The organism is Pseudomonas sp. RIT357, assembly GCF_000632245.1.
GTDB lineage: Bacteria > Pseudomonadota > Gammaproteobacteria > Pseudomonadales > Pseudomonadaceae > Aquipseudomonas > Aquipseudomonas sivasensis.
Window position 1 is genome coordinate 152,448 of record NZ_JFYX01000047.1, and the last position, 15,986, is coordinate 168,433.

13 protein-coding genes and 1 pseudogene are annotated in these 15,986 nt (G+C 57.9%); 5 read left to right on the forward strand and 9 right to left on the reverse strand.

Features of this window, described 5'->3' with window-relative positions; all coding sequences use genetic code 11:
• Window positions 1–6: 6 nt before the first annotated feature.
• From BW43_RS03565 to BW43_RS03545, 5 genes are read right to left on the reverse strand one after another with little or no spacing between them, the layout of a single operon-like run.
• The gene (locus tag BW43_RS03565) at window positions 7–1,002 is read right to left on the reverse strand and encodes a MoxR family ATPase (protein ID WP_032890877.1); all 996 of its coding nucleotides are present in this window, start codon (window positions 1,000–1,002) and stop codon (window positions 7–9) included.
• Window positions 999–2,156, reverse strand: coding sequence for a DUF4350 domain-containing protein (locus BW43_RS03560; protein WP_032890878.1), 1,158 nt, complete (start codon window positions 2,154–2,156; stop codon window positions 999–1,001). Before BW43_RS03560 ends, BW43_RS03565 begins: the two co-directional genes overlap by 4 nt.
• Window positions 2,153–3,673: a DUF4129 domain-containing protein gene (locus tag BW43_RS03555; protein WP_032890879.1), complete on the reverse strand. Its 1,521-nt coding sequence runs from the start codon at window positions 3,671–3,673 to the stop codon at window positions 2,153–2,155. The genes BW43_RS03560 and BW43_RS03555 overlap by 4 nt, the downstream gene beginning before the upstream one ends.
• Window positions 3,660–4,640, reverse strand: a complete 981-nt coding sequence (locus tag BW43_RS03550; RefSeq protein ID WP_032890880.1) for a stage II sporulation protein M — start codon at window positions 4,638–4,640, stop codon at window positions 3,660–3,662. Before BW43_RS03550 ends, BW43_RS03555 begins: the two co-directional genes overlap by 14 nt.
• Window positions 4,637–5,329, reverse strand: coding sequence for an RDD family protein (locus BW43_RS03545; protein ID WP_032890881.1), 693 nt, complete (start codon window positions 5,327–5,329; stop codon window positions 4,637–4,639). The genes BW43_RS03550 and BW43_RS03545 overlap by 4 nt, the downstream gene beginning before the upstream one ends.
• A 167-nt stretch (window positions 5,330–5,496) precedes the next feature.
• Between BW43_RS03545 and sbcB the strand changes: the two genes are divergently transcribed.
• Entirely contained in the window at window positions 5,497–6,924 is a 1,428-nt protein-coding gene (sbcB, locus tag BW43_RS03540) for an exodeoxyribonuclease I (RefSeq protein ID WP_032890882.1), read from the forward strand.
• Between the two features lie 89 nt (window positions 6,925–7,013).
• On the opposite strand, the gene mvaT is transcribed toward sbcB, so the two are convergent.
• Window positions 7,014–7,388 carry a histone-like nucleoid-structuring protein MvaT gene (mvaT, locus tag BW43_RS03535; RefSeq protein WP_003175830.1) on the reverse strand — a complete coding sequence of 125 codons (375 nt, stop codon included), beginning with the start codon at window positions 7,386–7,388 and terminating at the stop codon, window positions 7,014–7,016.
• 350 nt (window positions 7,389–7,738) lie between these two features.
• Between mvaT and purU the strand changes: the two genes are divergently transcribed.
• Window positions 7,739–8,587 carry a formyltetrahydrofolate deformylase gene (gene purU / locus BW43_RS03530; RefSeq protein WP_015885632.1) on the forward strand — a complete coding sequence of 283 codons (849 nt, stop codon included), beginning with the start codon at window positions 7,739–7,741 and terminating at the stop codon, window positions 8,585–8,587.
• A gap of 86 nt (window positions 8,588–8,673) precedes the next feature.
• Window positions 8,674–8,844, forward strand: a complete 171-nt coding sequence (locus tag BW43_RS29070) for a hypothetical protein (RefSeq protein WP_163033193.1) — start codon at window positions 8,674–8,676, stop codon at window positions 8,842–8,844.
• 6 nt (window positions 8,845–8,850) lie between these two features.
• On the opposite strand, the gene BW43_RS29670 is transcribed toward BW43_RS29070, so the two are convergent.
• Both BW43_RS29670 and BW43_RS29675 read right to left on the reverse strand, forming a co-directional pair.
• Entirely contained in the window at window positions 8,851–9,615 is a 765-nt protein-coding gene (locus BW43_RS29670; protein WP_371260758.1) for a methyl-accepting chemotaxis protein, read from the reverse strand.
• A gap of 93 nt (window positions 9,616–9,708) precedes the next feature.
• Window positions 9,709–10,740: pseudogene (locus BW43_RS29675) on the reverse strand (cache domain-containing protein); the annotation flags it as partial.
• Between the two features lie 190 nt (window positions 10,741–10,930).
• Between BW43_RS29675 and BW43_RS03520 the strand changes: the two are divergent.
• Window positions 10,931–12,409 carry a helicase HerA-like domain-containing protein gene (locus tag BW43_RS03520; RefSeq protein WP_032891084.1) on the forward strand — a complete coding sequence of 493 codons (1,479 nt, stop codon included), beginning with the start codon at window positions 10,931–10,933 and terminating at the stop codon, window positions 12,407–12,409.
• 4 nt (window positions 12,410–12,413) lie between these two features.
• Here BW43_RS03520 and BW43_RS03515 read toward each other — a convergent pair whose 3' ends face one another.
• Complete coding sequence (locus BW43_RS03515; protein ID WP_032890886.1) at window positions 12,414–12,869, reverse strand: DUF721 domain-containing protein; 456 nt, start codon at window positions 12,867–12,869, stop codon at window positions 12,414–12,416.
• A 294-nt stretch (window positions 12,870–13,163) separates the two neighbouring features.
• Here BW43_RS03515 and secA point away from each other — a divergent pair, with 294 nt between their 5' ends.
• Complete coding sequence (gene secA / locus BW43_RS03510) at window positions 13,164–15,899, forward strand: preprotein translocase subunit SecA (protein ID WP_032890888.1); 2,736 nt, start codon at window positions 13,164–13,166, stop codon at window positions 15,897–15,899.
• The last annotated feature ends 87 nt before the right edge of the window (window positions 15,900–15,986 follow it).

Below are 15,986 nucleotides of genomic sequence, written 5' to 3' on the forward strand. Positions count from 1 at the left end.
GGCGATTCATTGCCGGGGAGCTGCAATCTGGTCGAGTAACTGTTTGAGTACCTGGTCGACCTCCAGCCCGTCGATGTCCAGTTCTGCCGCTATACGTACGCGATGACGGAGTACTGCAAGAGCGCAGCTCTTGACGTCATCCGGCGTGACGAACTGGCCCCCACGCAACAATGCTCGAGCGCGGGCGCCGCGGACCAGTGCGATGGAAGCTCGCGGGCCTGCGCCGATGGCCAGACCTGGCCAACTGCGGGTGGCTCGTGCCAGGCGCACGGCATAGTCGAGTACGTGTTCATCCAGGGCTAGCTCACTGGCGATCTGTTGCAGTTGCAGCACATCTTCGGCCTGTAGCACGGTGCGCAACGGTTGCACATCCAGCATGTCGGCCCGTGAAGAGCGTGTCACTTCGCGCACCATATCCAGTTCCTGCTGCGCGTCGGGATAGTCCATGCGTACCTTGAGCATGAACCGGTCCAGCTCGGCTTCTGGCAGGGGGTAGGTGCCTTCCTGCTCGATAGGGTTCTGGGTGGCCAGCACCATGAAGGGTTGCCCGATGGGCAGCGCTTCACCTTCGAGGGTTACTTGTCGTTCCTGCATGGCTTCGAGCAGGGCGGCCTGGGTCTTGGCCGGGGCGCGGTTGATTTCGTCGGCCAGCAGCAGGTGGGTGAATACAGGTCCCTTGCGCAGCTTGAATTGCTCGGTGTGCAGATCGTACACGGCATGGCCAGTGACATCGCTGGGCATCAGGTCAGGGGTGAACTGAATCCGCGCGAAGTCGCCGTCAAAGCAGCGGGCCAAGGCGCGTACCAGCAAGGTCTTGCCCAGCCCGGGTACACCTTCAAGCAATACGTGGCCGCCGGCGATCAGTGCAGTCAGCACATCATCGATCACCTGATCCTGCCCGATCACCGCCTTGCGCAGTTCCATGCGCAAGGCCTGGGCTTGCTGGCTGGCGTGCTGTAAGGCTTCACCGGACAGGGTGTTAGCGCTGGGAAATTCGCTCATAGGGCATTCCTGAGAGTTTGCAGGCATGCCACCTGCCGGCTGAAATCGGCGCTGGAAAGCCGTTTTGCCGGGAGTGGGCCGAGGGCCTGGCTGATGACGTGAGAGGGTTGGCGCGTAAGGTGTTCCAGTACCCGCCATTGTTCTGAGTTGTCGAGGTGTTCGAAGCCTGGATGGCGGCGTCGGGCCGCACGTAGGATGTCGTGCTGCAAAGCCTTCAGTAGCGTGCCTTGGCCGCTGCGGCGCAGCAGGAAGTCGGCGCTGGCTTTCAGGTGTTCGTGCAACTGCCGGCGCGCCTTCGAGGCGGGGGCTTGGATCGGGCCCTGGCGCATACCCGCCTGCCAGAGTACGAGGGTTATCAGCGCAATGAGTGCTACCACCGCCTGGGGGAAATATCGCAACAGCAGGGTGAACAGATCATCCACGTCGCTGTTGAACAACAAAGTCACGGCAGTCCCCTGGTTCAGGTGCCACAGCAGCCAGGCATTGTCGTGTTTGCCGATATCGGGTGTTTTCCACAATTCGCTGTCGGTGATTACCGTAACGCGGCCTTGCCCGAGGTTAAGTTGCATCAGGTGGCTAGACCTGGCGCTATTGGCTGAAAATTGTGCCATGTGCTTGGGGTCGATGAGGTTGAAGTCAGTGTCGAAGCTGAAGTAGGCCGGAGCGGTGTCATTGTCGACATAGAGCTTGGTCAGGTCTGGCGTTTTGTTTTTACGGGCCGGTGCGGGTTCTTCGGGGTCGTCACTCAGCGTCTGGTGGATATGCAGGCGATCTAGCAACAGGTCGCCGCTCTTGCCGGTCTCTTCATCCCACAGCGCTTCGGCCACTAACAATAGATGCCCGCCGGATTTGGCCCAATCCAGCAGTTGCCCTACCTGGCGTGGCGACATGTTGCTACGTTCGCCCAGTAACAACAGGCTATTGCCGGCGGAGGGCAGGGTGGCCAAGCGTTCGAGGCTATTGGCATGTGCCACGGCCAGGCCTTGCTGGCGCAGAAAATATTCGGCAGCCAGATAGGGGTTGGCAAGGGCTTCCGGGGCGGGGCCGCGGTCCACCACTTTTTCATAGGGGGTCGCTTTGCTCCAGGCGTAAAATCCGCCCGCAGTAAACAGGCATGCCAGGAGCAATCCTATCCCTAATAAAAAACGGTTCATCGGGCGTCCTCCGAGCTGAACAGGGCACGCCAATCGCTGCATAATTTTTGCTGGGCTGAGGCGGGTGGGAGTTGATGGCCGTAGGCTAGGTTTTGCCAGTGCCGAGTCAACTCTTCACTGAACGCCAGCAGTTGCGGTTGCTGCAGCAGGTAAACGCGTTGCAGCACCTGGCCTTCAGTGTCGGCGTTTTTAAGTGGCAGGTTGAAGTCATGCAACAAGCGGCTCAGAAGGCCACGATACAAAAGACCCAGGGCTTCCCGTGGTTGGCTAGGCCAGAGTTGTTCTGCAGTGCTGGCGATATCCGTGGGCAAGGTCTCGGTGCCCAATTCGAGGCCGAAAAGTTGTGTGGGCACTGGCCTGACTGCTTTGGGGCCGCGTGGCCCGCGCCGGGTGACAAAGGTGCGTAGCCAGTCACGATAGCGCCACACCAACAGGGCCAGGCCGCCGATAAGTACGCTCCACATCAGCACTTCCAGGCCTTGGGCCACATGCTTGAAAGTATCGCTGTTGAGGTTATCCAAGAGTGTCTGCAGCCACGCCGGAAGTTTGCCGTCACCGGGTGCCTTGTTTTTAACGGCGGGCTTTTCCTCACCAAAGCGATAGCGGGTGACGGTTTCCGGGTTTTTGAATGGGGGCTTTTCCAGCAGCGAATGGATTGACTGGCTTGCGCTTTCAGGGCTCAGCGGTTTGCTTTCATCAGCCATGGCGGGTGGGGTGTATGGCAGTAATGTCAGCCCTAACGCCAGTAATAAAAGTGACGCCACATTGCTCAGGCGCTGGCGTAGGCGGCGGAATACCAGTTCCAGGTCCCAGGCTTCCAGCACGGTGCGACGATTGAGATAAAGGCTGAAGCCACAGGCGACATAGACGGGCTCCCAAAACACCAGAATCAAGGCGTAGAACGCGTTGCCCAGATGCTCCAGACACACCGCTTCGGAGCCGGTCGCCAGCGCCAACCGCTGCCAATCCCAATCCAGTTCAAGTTGTTGCGGGATGAGTAGATAGAACAGCGCCATGCAGCCAAACCATAGGCCGATTTCCAGGTGCACCCCGACAGTGGTTAACCAGCGAGCGGCGCCGGCGTTGCGCTGCAGCAGTACACCCAGGCGTTGCTGACGCGCCTGGCCGTCCATGCCTTCAAGCTGACTGACCGGCATCACAAAACTGCGGCTGAGGCTGAGTCTGCGCCAGGTCAGGCTGGCCAGCAGTTGGCTGTTAAGCAGTTTTGGCCATTGGCGCACAGCCTGCTTGAGGCTAGGCGCTTCGCCGAACAGGGCTGTGGAGAGGATATATAAAGGTAAGCGGTCGAAAGCCGGTTTCAACCACCAGAACAGGAACATGGCCATGGAGGGGTAATTCCATAGCAGTGCGGTGAGCAACGCAAAAACCGGAAGGGTCACCAGCGCCCAGCTCCCCATCAACAGCAAGCGATGTTCCTGGGCCATTAATACGCCAAGATCCATGGCCTCCCAGGCGGTGCGTGGGCGAATCACCACGCTGGCATCACTCAGACGCATGGCGAGCCCTTCCGGCAAAGGTCAGGTAAGCGCCCACCAACAGCCACAGTGCAGCGCCCACCAGGTATTTGATCCAAGGGGCTACCTGGGTGGTGGAAGACCAGTAGGCTTCGATAAAGGCTGCGATCAGTAGAAACACCATGACGCCGCACAGGAGTTGCACGCTCTTGCGAGCGGCAAGTCGCAAGGATTCGCTTCGTGTCAGTTGCCCAGGTGCAATCAGCGCCCAGCCCAGTTGCAAGCCTGCGGCGCCAGCGAGGGCGATAGCCGTCAACTCAAAGGCACCATGGCCGATGACAAATGACCAGAAGGTCTGCCCATAGCCGATTTCAGTCAGGTGCCCGGAAATCGCGCCGATGATCAGCCCGTTGAATATCAGGAAAAACACACTGCCCAGGCAGAACAGCAACCCGGCGGCGAATGTCTGGAAGGCGATGCCGATGTTGTGCATCACGTAGTAGCCAAACATCATCCAGTCTTCGCTCGATGCTCGCTCGGAGGCTCGACCCAAGCGGCTGGCATCGGGGTCATACATGCCCTGCATCTCCGCCACTTGCTGGGGGCTGACAATGCTGTAAATAAGGTGGGGAAACAGATAGACCAGCAAGGCAATGCTCAGCAGGCTGCCAAAGAACAGCAGGCTGGCAATCAACACGAAGCGCCACTGTTCCCGCACCTGTCGCGGAAAGTCGGCCAGCACAAAGCTCAGCACTTTCGCCGCCAATTGGCTGCGGTGGCGATAGAGTTGTTGATGTCCGCGCAACGCCAGTTGTTGCAGCGGGTCCACCAGGTAACTGCTGTAACCGCGCTCCTGGGCCAGGGCCAGGTGCTGGCATAGACGCCGGTATTGGTGAGGGAAATCGGCCATGTCACCGGCCTTGGCCTTGCCTTGTTCCAACTGTTTCAGTTGTTCGGCAAAGGCTTGCCATTGCGGTTGGTAACGGCTTTCGAAGAGGCTCTGTTTCATGCTGGCCCCAACAGGCCACGGGCCAAGCCATTGAGTTGCTCCACGGCACGGGCGGGGGAGACTTGAAGCGGCGTTGCGAGGATGGAAGCGAGTTCGTGTACCCGCTCGGCGGAGAGTTCGCCTTGGCGTTCCGCGAAACCCAGGATCGCCCGCTGTTCACTCAGGTCCAGGGCAAACGGTAAGCGCAGTGCTACAGCTTGAGGCACCTGGGGGCGTTTCAGGGGCTGTTCTCGGTAGATCACCAGGGTGCCGGCGGCCAGGTCACCAAGGCGTTTGAAGTGAGGGTGTTGCAGGCAACTGATCGCGCCAAGAAAGTAGCCGAACGGCAGCATGTCGACAAACCGCAGCAAGTTGCGGATCAGCGAGGCTGACCAACTGATGGGCGTGCCGTCGTCCTGCACGACCCGCAAGCCCATAACCTGTTTACCCGGTGAGCAGCCCTGATTGAGCACCTCGAACAGCACCATGTACCACCAACTGACCAGGAACAGCAGCAGCGAGCCCAGGCCGATACCAATATTGCCGAGCAGGGCCAGTGGCACCAGAAGTACGCCCATTATCACTGCGCGGGCGACGAGGTCGAAGGCAAATGCCAGCGCCCGTGGCACCAAACCGGCGGGGCGCAGTGGCAGGTCGATTCCTTCTGGGGTCTCGATCTGGTAGCGGGTATCCAATGGGATTGATGGCATCGCGATCCTTGGCAGTGCAGAGCGGCTGGGTGGCACGGATGCTAACAGCGTCGGCGATGGAAGCAACTATTCAAGGTTTTGCTGGATGTTTGTACAGGTTATTTGGTGCTGGCCCCGAACAGGGCTCAACGCCTAGACTTTGTGGATCTTCAGCACAGGAATAGCCCGTGACCTCCATTTTCTGGTACGACTACGAAACCACCGGCATCAACCCGCGTAGCGATCGACCGCTCCAGGTAGCTGGCATTCGTACGGATCTCGAACTGAACGAGGTCGGCCCACCGGTCAACATTTACTGCCAGCCCAGCGACGATATTCTGCCCCATCCCGCCGCCTGTGCCATTACCGGGATCACCCCTGCCATTCTGGCCGAAAAGGGCCTGGCCGAGGCTGATTTCATGACTCGCGTACATGCCGAACTGGCGGCTCCGGGGACGTGCGGTGCCGGCTATAACACGTTGCGGTTTGACGATGAAATGACGCGCTACAGCCTGTATCGCAATTTTTTCGACCCTTATGCGCGCGAATGGCAGGGCGGTAATAGTCGTTGGGACTTGATCGACGTGGTTCGCACCGCTTATGCCCTGCGCCCGGAAGGTATCGAGTGGCCGCAGCAGGACGGGCGCGTGACCCTCAAGCTTGAGCGTCTGACTGCCGCCAATGGTATCGACCATGGTCAGGCCCACGATGCGTTATCCGACGTGCGCGCCACAATCGCCCTGGCTCGATTGGTGCGCGAGAAACAGCCCAAGCTCTATGATTGGCTGTTTCAACTACGCAGCAAACAACGGGTAATGGACCAAGTGCGATTGCTGCAACCGATGGTGCATATCTCCGGGCGGTTTTCCGCCGAACGTCATTACCTGGGCATTGTGCTGCCCCTGGCCTGGCACCCCCGCAACCGCAACGCGCTGATTGTCTGCGACCTTGGGCTCGATCCTCAGGGGCTGTTGGATATGGATGCCGACATTTTGCGTCGACGCTTGTACACCCGCCGTGATGAGCTCGCAGAAGGTGAGTTGCCGGTACCGCTCAAACTGGTGCATATCAACCGCTGCCCCGTGGTTGCGCCCTTGAACGTACTGCGGGTCGAAGATCGTGAGCGCCTGCAATTGGACATGAATGTTTTCCAGTCACGGGCTCTGCGGCTAACTGACGCACAGGAACTTTGGCTCGATAAATTGGCAGTTATTTACGGCGAGGAAGATTTTGCACCGAGTGTCGATCCCGAACAGCAGCTTTACGAGGGTTTTATCGGGGATCGTGATCGACGGTTATGTGAGCAAATTCGCGCGGCTGAACCTGAGCAATTAGCTCGTCAGCAGTGGCCTTTTGATGATCACCGTCTGCCTGAATTATTGTTTCGCTACCGGGCGCGTAACTTCCCCGATACGTTGAACAGCGAAGAGCTACAACGCTGGAAATTTTTCTGTCAGCAGCGTTTGTCAAATTCCGAATTTGGCGCACCGAATACCCTTGAGGCATTTAATCAAGCGCGACTGGAGTTGATGGTTAGTGCGACGCCGTTTCAGCAGCAGGTGCTGGAGCAATGGCAGGAATATGCCGACTCTTTAGCTGCTCGTATGAATCTGTGACAGAGGTGTGTAAAAAATACGATCAATAAAAAACGCCAGCAAGCTGGCGTTTTTAATGGGTCGCGCATCAGGCGCAGACCTGGTGAAGCTTAGCCCAGCAGGGTAGCCCAACCTTCAACCACGTCACCGCCCCACTTGGCTTTCCACTCTTTCAGAGTTTTGTGGTTGCCACCTTTGGTTTCAATCACTTCGCCGTTGTGCGGGTTTTTGTATTGTTTGACTTTGCGAGCACGTTTGGTGCCGGTAGTTTTCACAGCGCCACGTGGAGCTTTAACTTTCGACTCTGGGTCCAGCAGCGCGATGATGTCACGCAGGGATTTGGAGTACTCACCCATGAGGGTGCGCAGTTTACCTTCGAATTCCAGCTCGGTTTTCAGTTTGTCGTCTTGGGACAGGTTCTTCAAACGAGCTTGCAGCTCTTTGATAGCTTCTTCGGTGGCGCGGTATTCGTTGATCAGAGACATGTGGACTACCTTATGTAGAACGCTGATTGACAGGGATAGTGGCCTAATAATAGTCAGGCGATTTGCTCAAGTAAACATTTAAGACTGCATTTAGGTGAATTACTTTGAATGTTTGTGAATGCGCTATGCAATCGAGTTAATTAAGTAGGTGATGCACCTGAAGATAATGCCGTTAATTTTTTGTATAACTGCGTCAGCCTGCGCTGTTCGTTCATATAGGGGTGGTAAAACCATACGCTATTAAGGGATGTACCTCGGGGGCGGATCAGAATAAGGCTCATTGAATACTGCAGTTTTTCTGCACAATCGCTAGAATGGCGGCCTTTGCGAAGTTCTGGAGTTTCCCCCTAATGCGCACTTTTCGGCTGGTGATTGCTTGCCCGGACCGGGTCGGCATCGTTGCCAAGGTCAGTAATTTTCTGGCCTCCCATAACGGCTGGATTACTGAGGCGAGCCATCACTCGGACAATCTCAGCGGTTGGTTCTTCATGCGTCACGAAATTCGTGCCGACACACTGCCCTTTGGCCTTGAGGCTTTTCGCGAGGCATTTGCGCCAATCGCTGAAGAGTTCTCGATGACTTGGCATATCACCGACACCGAGCAGAAGAAGCGCGTGGTGTTGATGGCAAGCCGCGAATCTCACTGCCTGGCCGACTTGCTGCACCGCTGGCACAGTGACGAACTGGACTGCGAGATCGCGTGCGTAATCTCAAACCATGACGACCTGCGCAGCATGGTCGAGTGGCATGGCATCCCTTACTACCATGTGCCGGTCAACCCTCAGGACAAGGAGCCTGCATTCGCCGAGGTTTCTCGCCTGGTGAAGCAGCATGAGGCTGACGTGGTGGTGCTGGCGCGCTACATGCAGATCCTGCCGCCGGAACTGTGCCGCGAATACGCCGGCAAGGTGATCAACATTCACCATAGCTTCCTGCCGTCCTTTGTGGGGGCCAAGCCTTACCATCAGGCGTCTCTGCGTGGCGTGAAGTTGATTGGTGCAACTTGCCATTACGTCACCGAAGAGCTGGATGCCGGCCCGATCATCGAGCAGGACGTAGTGCGTGTCAGCCATAGCGATAGCATCGAGGACATGGTGCGCTTCGGTCGCGATGTCGAGAAGATGGTGCTGGCCCGTGGCCTGCGTTACCACCTGGAAGACCGCGTGCTGGTGCACGGCAACAAGACCGTCGTGTTCTGATCAAGCCGTTTTGATTGAAGAAAAAAGGGCCTGGGCGTTAAATCGTTGCAGGCCCTTTTTCTTTGTCTGTCGTTGAGGATTGACCGATGAGTGACCCACTGGAAAAAGCCACCTCCAAAGCACCATCTACACTAGGTGAGGGGTGCTTGAGCCGTTACGACCCGGAGGATCTGGACAGTGAGGACGGCACCGAATTTCCCGGTGCCGCCGAGTTATGGGAACGCGAGCAGGCCAAGTCAGATCCCGCCGCAAAATAAAGCGAATCAGATCCGGAAGCTGCCCACCAATTGTTTCAACCGCGCCGCCTGCTGTTCTAGGTCGGAGCACGCGCGCAGGGTCGATTGCAGGTTTTCCACGCCTTCCTGATTGAGGGTGTTGATTTCAGTGATGTCCATGTTGATCGACTCCACGACCGAGGTCTGCTCCTCGGTGGCAGTCGCCACCGACTGGTTCATGCCGTCGATTTCCCCAATACGTTGGGTGACGCTGTTAAGACGCTCACCGGCCAGGTTAGCGATTTCCACGCTGTCATGACTGTGTCGCTGGCTTTCGCTCATGGTGCTGACCGACTCTCGGGCGCCGACTTGAAGTTCCTCAATCATCTTTTGTACTTGTTGCGCCGATTCCTGGGTGCGGTGTGCCAGGTTGCGCACTTCGTCGGCGACGACTGCAAACCCGCGTCCTGCTTCACCGGCACGTGCCGCTTCAATCGCAGCGTTCAGCGCCAGCAGGTTGGTTTGCTGGGAAATGCTGGTGATCACTTCGAGAATCTGGCCGATGTTCACTGTCTTGCTGTTAAGCGCTTCTATATTGCTGCTGGAGGCGCTGATCATCGCGGACAACTCAGTCATCGCCTTGATATTGCGCTCAACCACCTGTTGACCGTCTTCGGCCAAATGCCGCGCATCGCTGGCCTGGTTGGAGGCTTGCGCGGCGTTACGCGCGATTTCCTGAGCTGCGGCGCCCAGTTCATTGATGGCAGCAGCCACGCTGTTGGTGCGGTTGGCCTGTTCGTCGGAGTTGACCATCGACGAGTTGGATGCGCTGACAACCCGCAGTGCTACTTCATTCACCTGCTCGGTGGCCGAGGACACTTCGCGGATGGACGTGTGAATACGCTCCACGAAGCTGTTGAAGGCATTACCCAGGATGCCGAACTCATCGTGGTTCTGGATGGTCAGGCGACGCGTCAGGTCACCTTCGCCGTCGGCGATGTCCTGCATGGCGCGGGTCATCACATGCAGCGGTTGCAGCAGGACGCGAATCAGCATGCCCAGCAGGGCAATGATGATCACTACGGCAATGATCGTGGCGATCACCGCTGAGGTGCGAAATTCGCTGAGCATGGCGAAGGATTTGTCTTTATCCACCGAAATACCCAGGTACCAGTTCACCGACGGCAGGCCTTTGATCGGTGTGAAGGTCACGATGTTGTCCTTGCCATTGGCTTGAACTTCACTGAAATCGCCGCTGATCTTCGGCGTGTTTTTGGGATACATGTCGGCCAGGGTTTTCATCACCAGGCTTTTGTCCGGGTGTACCAGCACTTTGCCGTCGGCGCTGACCAGGAACGCGTAGCCCATGCCACCGAAGTTCAGCGCGCCAATGTTATCCACCAGGGTTTGCAGGCTCAGGTCGCCGCCCACCACGCCAATGCTCTGGCCGCCTTTGGCGCTGGGGGTGGCGATGGAAATGATCAATTGACCTGTAGCGGCGTCGATATACGGCTCGGTCAGGGTCGAGCCGTTGCTGCTCTGGGCGCCCTTGTACCAGGGGCGAACACGTGGGTCGAAGCCATCCGGCATCTTGGTGTCGGGGCGGATGGTGAAGGCCCCTTTGCTGTCACCAACGTAGGTTGCCATGAAGGACGACGTCAGGGTTTTCTGTTCCAGCAGGCTGGCAACTGTCGAAGGCTCAGGGTTGATAGCGATGTTTTGTGCAGCGTTTTCCACCAGCGCAATACGCCCGGTGAGCCAGGTTTGAATGTTGCTTGCGGTGACATCGCCCATTTCGTGCAGGTAGCTGTTGAGGTCTTCACGAATGGCGTTACGTTGCAGGTAGTCGTTGTAGAGGGTGAATAGAGCGAAGGCCGCGATGACGATAAGGGAGGCTGCAAGCAGGATCTTGTGGCTGAAACGCAGATTTTTATTCATAGCTTGAAGGGTCCGCTAAGGTCTTAATATCCAAAGCGCGTCCTTGTGGAACACGCGGAAGGGTAGCGTAAAAAAAGTTTGATATTTCCGTTGGTCCCTGTAGGAGATATCTGAGCGATTTTTAGACTTTATGGGTCTCACATCTCTCTTATCGACCTGGCGGCACTAAAGATTAACCATGGGTGACGAAATGCCTGACTCCACACAACTTCTTATCGGTGCCGGTCTTGATGGCCAGCCAATTGCCCAGGCCATGCGCCTTGCCAACCGCCACGGGTTGATCGCCGGCGCCACGGGCACAGGCAAGACCGTCACGTTGCAACGCCTGGCCGAAGCCTTCAGTGATGCGGGCGTCGCGGTATTTGCGGCTGATATCAAAGGCGACCTCTGTGGCCTGGGTGCCGCCGCCAACCCTCAGGGCAAGGTGGCCGAGCGTATTGCCGGGATGCCTTTCCTTAATTACACGGCCAAGGCTTACCCCGTCACGCTGTGGGATATCCATGGGCAGTCCGGTCATCCGTTGCGCACCACCATCAGTGAGATGGGGCCGTTGTTGCTTGGCAGTTTGTTGGAGCTGACTGACAGCCAGCAGTCGGCCCTTTATGCCGCATTCAAGGTGGCGGATCGCGAAGGCCTATTGCTGCTGGATCTCAAGGATCTCAAGGCACTTCTCAATCACCTTCGCTACCACCCGGAACTGCTTGGCGAAGACGCGGCGCTGATGACCACAGGCTCCAGTCAGGCGCTGTTGCGGCGCTTGGCTGTCTTGGAACAGCAGGGTGCCGAGGCGTTGTTTGGTGAGCCGGCCTTGCAGCTTGAAGACATCTTGCAGCCCACAGGCGATGGGCGCGGACGTATTCACTTGTTGGACGCTAGCCGCCTGGTGCATGAAGCGCCGAAGGTGTATGCGACCTTCCTGTTGTGGCTGTTGGCAGAATTGTTCGAACAACTTCCGGAGCGCGGTGATGCGGACAAACCGCTGCTGGCGCTGTTCTTCGACGAAGCGCATCTCTTGTTTGCCGACACTCCCAAGGCTTTGCAAGATCGCTTGGAGCAAGTGGTGCGGCTGATTCGTTCCAAGGGGGTGGGGGTGTATTTCGTCACTCAATCGCCGGGCGACTTGCCGGATACCGTACTGGCGCAACTCGGTTTACGGGTGCAGCACGGCCTGCGGGCGTTCACCACGAAAGAGCAGAAATCCTTGCGGGCGGTAGCGGACGGCTTCCGCCCCAACCCGACATTCGATGCGTTATCGGTTTTGACTGAGCTGGGCACCGGTGAGGCATTGGTGGGTACGCTGCAGGAAAAAGGCACGCCGGAGGTCGTTCAGCGCGTATTGGTCGCGCCGCCGCAATCGCGCATCGGGCCGCTCAGTGCGGCAGAGCGTGCCGCATTGGTGGCCACTTCACCGTTGCAGGGTCGCTATGACAAGCCGATTGATCGGGAGTCCGCCTATGAAGTGTTGATGGCGCGCAAGGAGCTTGGGCCTAACGAAGAGCCCCGGCAGGGCGCCGAGGAGCCCAGCTTCACAGACAAAGCTGGGGCGTTCCTTGGAACAACCGCAGGCAAGGCGCTGAAGTCAGCGATGCAGCAGGCGGCCAACCAGATGGGGCGTCAATTGGTGCGTGGTTTGTTGGGGTCTTTGCTGGGCGGCAGTAAGCGCAAGTAGTGCCTCAGGCCTTGGGCTTGCCATGGGCGGCCAAGCGCTCAAGCGCGGCGCGCAAGCCTGGATCGTTGATGCCGTCGGCCGTGGCCTGAATCGTCTCGGCCGCATGCTCCGACAGGTCCAGAGTGTGTCCGACTGCGCCTTGCTGCACGGTCGGTGGCTGTACCTTGAACTGGATACGCGTCAAGCTGGCGAACTCATCGAATGCCATCAATTGACGCTGCAGGCGTTTTTGCTGATATCGCAAACGGGTCGCCCAATGACCGTCGGTGACAATCAATAGCAAATTACCTTCACGCCACGACGCCACGTGGCAATGCTCGCGGGCGGCGGGTTGTAGTTGGCTTTCGAGCAGGCGTTGCAAATGGCCCAAGCGTTGCGCATGGCCAAAGATGGCTTTCAGCGGCTTGGCTTCGCGAAGCAACACGCTGGGCGCGCGGGCTGTAAGAGGGCGAAATGCCATGATTGGACACCTTAAGTAACAGAGCGGCCATCTTAGCAGAATGCGTCTGCGGGGCCCCTGACAATGCATTGCCGGGCGGTTTCCCAGGAAATCAATCGGCTCCATGGGTTGAAGTTCGCGCAAAAGCCCTTATTTTAAACAAGCCCTCTCACAGCACCATGCCAGCATCGGGGAACAACGCCACTTTCCTCACCCACGATTCCGGGTAGAATGCGCGTTCGCATGCGGCCGTGAGGGCTGCTCGGGCCACTCACGGTGCGCCCTCCATCCCTATGTGTGGAAGAACCTGCCGATATGTTTGCGCCTTTGTTAAAGAAACTTTTTGGAAGCAAGAATGAGCGCGAAGTCAAACGCATGCTCAAGACGGTGCAGCTGGTCAATGCCTTCGAAGAGCAGATGGTTGCCCTGTCGGACGAGCAATTGCGCGCCAAGACCCAAGAGTTCAAGGCCCGCATAGCCAAAGGTGAAACCCTCGACAAGCTGCTTCCCGAAGCCTTTGCGGTTGCCCGTGAAGCCGGTAAGCGTGTCATGGGCATGCGCCACTTCGACGTCCAGTTGATCGGCGGCATGACCTTGCATGAAGGCATGATTGCCGAAATGCGTACCGGTGAAGGCAAGACCCTGGTAGCTACTCTGGGTGTTTACCTCAACGCACTGTCCGGCAAGGGCGTGCACGTTGTGACGGTGAACGACTACCTGGCTCGCCGGGACGCCAACTGGATGCGCCCGCTGTATGAGTATCTCGGCCTGACCGTCGGCGTAGTAACGCCGTTCCAGCCGCCGGAAGAGAAGCGCGCGGCTTACGCGTGCGACATTACCTACGGCACCAACAACGAATTCGGTTTCGACTACCTGCGCGACAACATGGCGTTCAGCATGGATGAAAAATTCCAGCGTGAACTCAACTTTGCCGTGATCGACGAAGTCGACTCCATTCTCATCGACGAAGCCCGTACCCCACTGATCATCTCCGGCCAGGCCGAAGACAGCTCGCGCCTGTACACCGAGATCAACAAGTTGATCCCGCGTCTGGAGCAGCACATCGAAGAAGTGGAAGGCGTTGTGACCAAAGAAGGTCACTTCTCCATCGACGAGAAGACCCGCCAGGTCGAACTCAACGAAGCCGGTCACCAGTTCGTCGAAGACATGCTGACCCAGATCGGCCTGCTGGCTGAGGGCGAGAGCCTGTACTCGGCGCACAACCTGGGCCTGTTGACCCACGTGTATGCGGGCCTGCGCGCCCACAAGCTGTTCCATCGCAACGTCGAATACATTGTGCAAGATGGCCAAGTGGTATTGGTTGACGAACACACCGGCCGTACCATGCCGGGTCGTCGTCTGTCCGAAGGCCTGCACCAGGCCATCGAAGCCAAGGAAATGCTCAACATTCAGGCCGAAAGCCAGACGTTGGCCTCCACCACCTTCCAGAACTACTTCCGTCTGTATAACAAACTGTCCGGCATGACCGGTACTGCGGACACCGAAGCGTTCGAATTCCACCAGATTTACAACCTGGCCGTGATGGTGATCCCACCGAACAAGCCGCTGGCGCGTAAAGATTTCAATGACCTGGTGTTCCTGACCGCCGAAGAGAAGTACGCGGCGATCATCAACGACATCAAGGACGGCATGGCCCAGGGCCGCCCGATTCTGGTGGGTACCGCCACCATCGAGACTTCCGAGCACGTGTCTAACCTGCTCAACAAGGAAGGTATCGAGCACAAGGTTCTTAACGCCAAGTTCCACGAAAAAGAAGCTGAGATCATTGCCCAGGCCGGTCGCCCAGGCGCACTGACTATCGCCACCAACATGGCCGGTCGTGGTACTGACATCCTGTTGGGCGGTAACTGGGAAGTGGAAGTCGCCTCCCTGGACAACCCTACCCCTGAGCAGATCGCCCAGATCAAGGCTGACTGGCAGAAACGCCACCAGGCAGTGCTCGAATCCGGTGGTTTGCAGGTGATCGCGTCCGAGCGTCACGAATCGCGCCGTATCGACAACCAACTGCGTGGTCGTGCCGGCCGTCAGGGTGACGCCGGTTCCAGCCGCTTCTACCTGTCTCTGGAAGACAGCCTGATGCGCATCTTCGCCTCGGATCGGGTGAAGAACTTCATGAAAGCCTTGGGTATGCAGTCCGGTGAAGCGATCGAGCACCGTATGGTGACCAACGCCATCGAGAAGGCCCAGCGCAAGGTTGAAGGCCGTAACTTCGATATTCGTAAGCAACTGCTTGAGTTCGATGACGTCAACAACGAACAGCGTAAAGTGATTTATCACATGCGTAACACGTTGCTGGCCGCTGACAACATTGGCGAGACCATCGCCGATTTCCGTCAGGACGTGCTCAACGCGACCGTCAGTGCACACATCCCGCCACAGTCCCTGCCAGAGCAGTGGGATGTTGCTGGTCTGGAAGCCGCGTTGAAGAGCGACTTCGGTGTCGACTTGCCGGTCCAGCAATGGCTCGACGAAGACGATCACCTGTACGAAGAGACGCTGCGCGAGAAGCTGATGGCCGAGCTGCTGGCCGCGTACAACGAGAAAGAAGAGCAGGCGAGTGCCGAAGCACTGCGCACCTTCGAGAAACAAATCGTACTGCGCGTGCTGGACGACCTGTGGAAAGACCACCTGTCGACCATGGACCACCTGCGTCACGGCATCCACCTGCGTGGTTACGCCCAGAAGAACCCGAAGCAAGAGTACAAGCGCGAGTCGTTCACGCTGTTCTCCGAGTTGCTGGATTCGATCAAGCGCGATTCGATTCGCGTGCTGTCCCACGTTCAGGTGCGCCGCGAAGACCCGATCGAGGAAGAAGCTCGCCTGCGTCAGGAAGCCGAGGCACTGGCTGCGCGCATGCAGTTCCAGCACGACGAAGCGCCGGGTCTGGAAGCGCCTGAGGTGTTGGGCGAAGAGGTTGATGTGGCCTTGGCTCAGGCGCCGGTTCGCAATGACCAGAAGCTGGGCCGCAACGAACTGTGCTACTGCGGTTCGGGCAAGAAATTCAAACACTGCCACGGCCAGATCGAATAAGATTTTCGCCTGACGCTGCAATACCTCGCGCCGCGACCGGCCTCTGCCGTCGCGGCGTTTTGCCATTAATTTCACCGTCGATCACGA

Excerpts from the sequence above, each read along its gene's own strand:
- BW43_RS03565 (WP_032890877.1), bottom strand. The coding sequence starts at position 1,002 with ATGAGCGAATTTCCCAGCGCTAACACCCTGTCCGGTGAAGCCTTACAG.
- BW43_RS03560 (WP_032890878.1), bottom strand. The coding sequence starts at position 2,156 with ATGAACCGTTTTTTATTAGGGATAGGATTGCTCCTGGCATGCCTGTTT.
- BW43_RS03555 (WP_032890879.1), bottom strand. The coding sequence starts at position 3,673 with ATGCGTCTGAGTGATGCCAGCGTGGTGATTCGCCCACGCACCGCCTGG.
- BW43_RS03550 (WP_032890880.1), bottom strand. The coding sequence starts at position 4,640 with ATGAAACAGAGCCTCTTCGAAAGCCGTTACCAACCGCAATGGCAAGCC.
- BW43_RS03545 (WP_032890881.1), bottom strand. The coding sequence starts at position 5,329 with ATGCCATCAATCCCATTGGATACCCGCTACCAGATCGAGACCCCAGAA.
- mvaT (WP_003175830.1), bottom strand. The coding sequence starts at position 7,388 with ATGTCTCTGATCAACGAATACCGCGCCACCGAAGAAGCTATCAAAGAG.
- purU (WP_015885632.1), top strand. The coding sequence starts at position 7,739 with ATGCGCACTTTTCGGCTGGTGATTGCTTGCCCGGACCGGGTCGGCATC.
- BW43_RS29070 (WP_163033193.1), top strand. The coding sequence starts at position 8,674 with ATGAGTGACCCACTGGAAAAAGCCACCTCCAAAGCACCATCTACACTA.
- BW43_RS29670 (WP_371260758.1), bottom strand. The coding sequence starts at position 9,615 with ATGGTCAACTCCGACGAACAGGCCAACCGCACCAACAGCGTGGCTGCT.
- BW43_RS03520 (WP_032891084.1), top strand. The coding sequence starts at position 10,931 with ATGCCTGACTCCACACAACTTCTTATCGGTGCCGGTCTTGATGGCCAG.
- BW43_RS03515 (WP_032890886.1), bottom strand. The coding sequence starts at position 12,869 with ATGGCATTTCGCCCTCTTACAGCCCGCGCGCCCAGCGTGTTGCTTCGC.
- secA (WP_032890888.1), top strand. The coding sequence starts at position 13,164 with ATGTTTGCGCCTTTGTTAAAGAAACTTTTTGGAAGCAAGAATGAGCGC.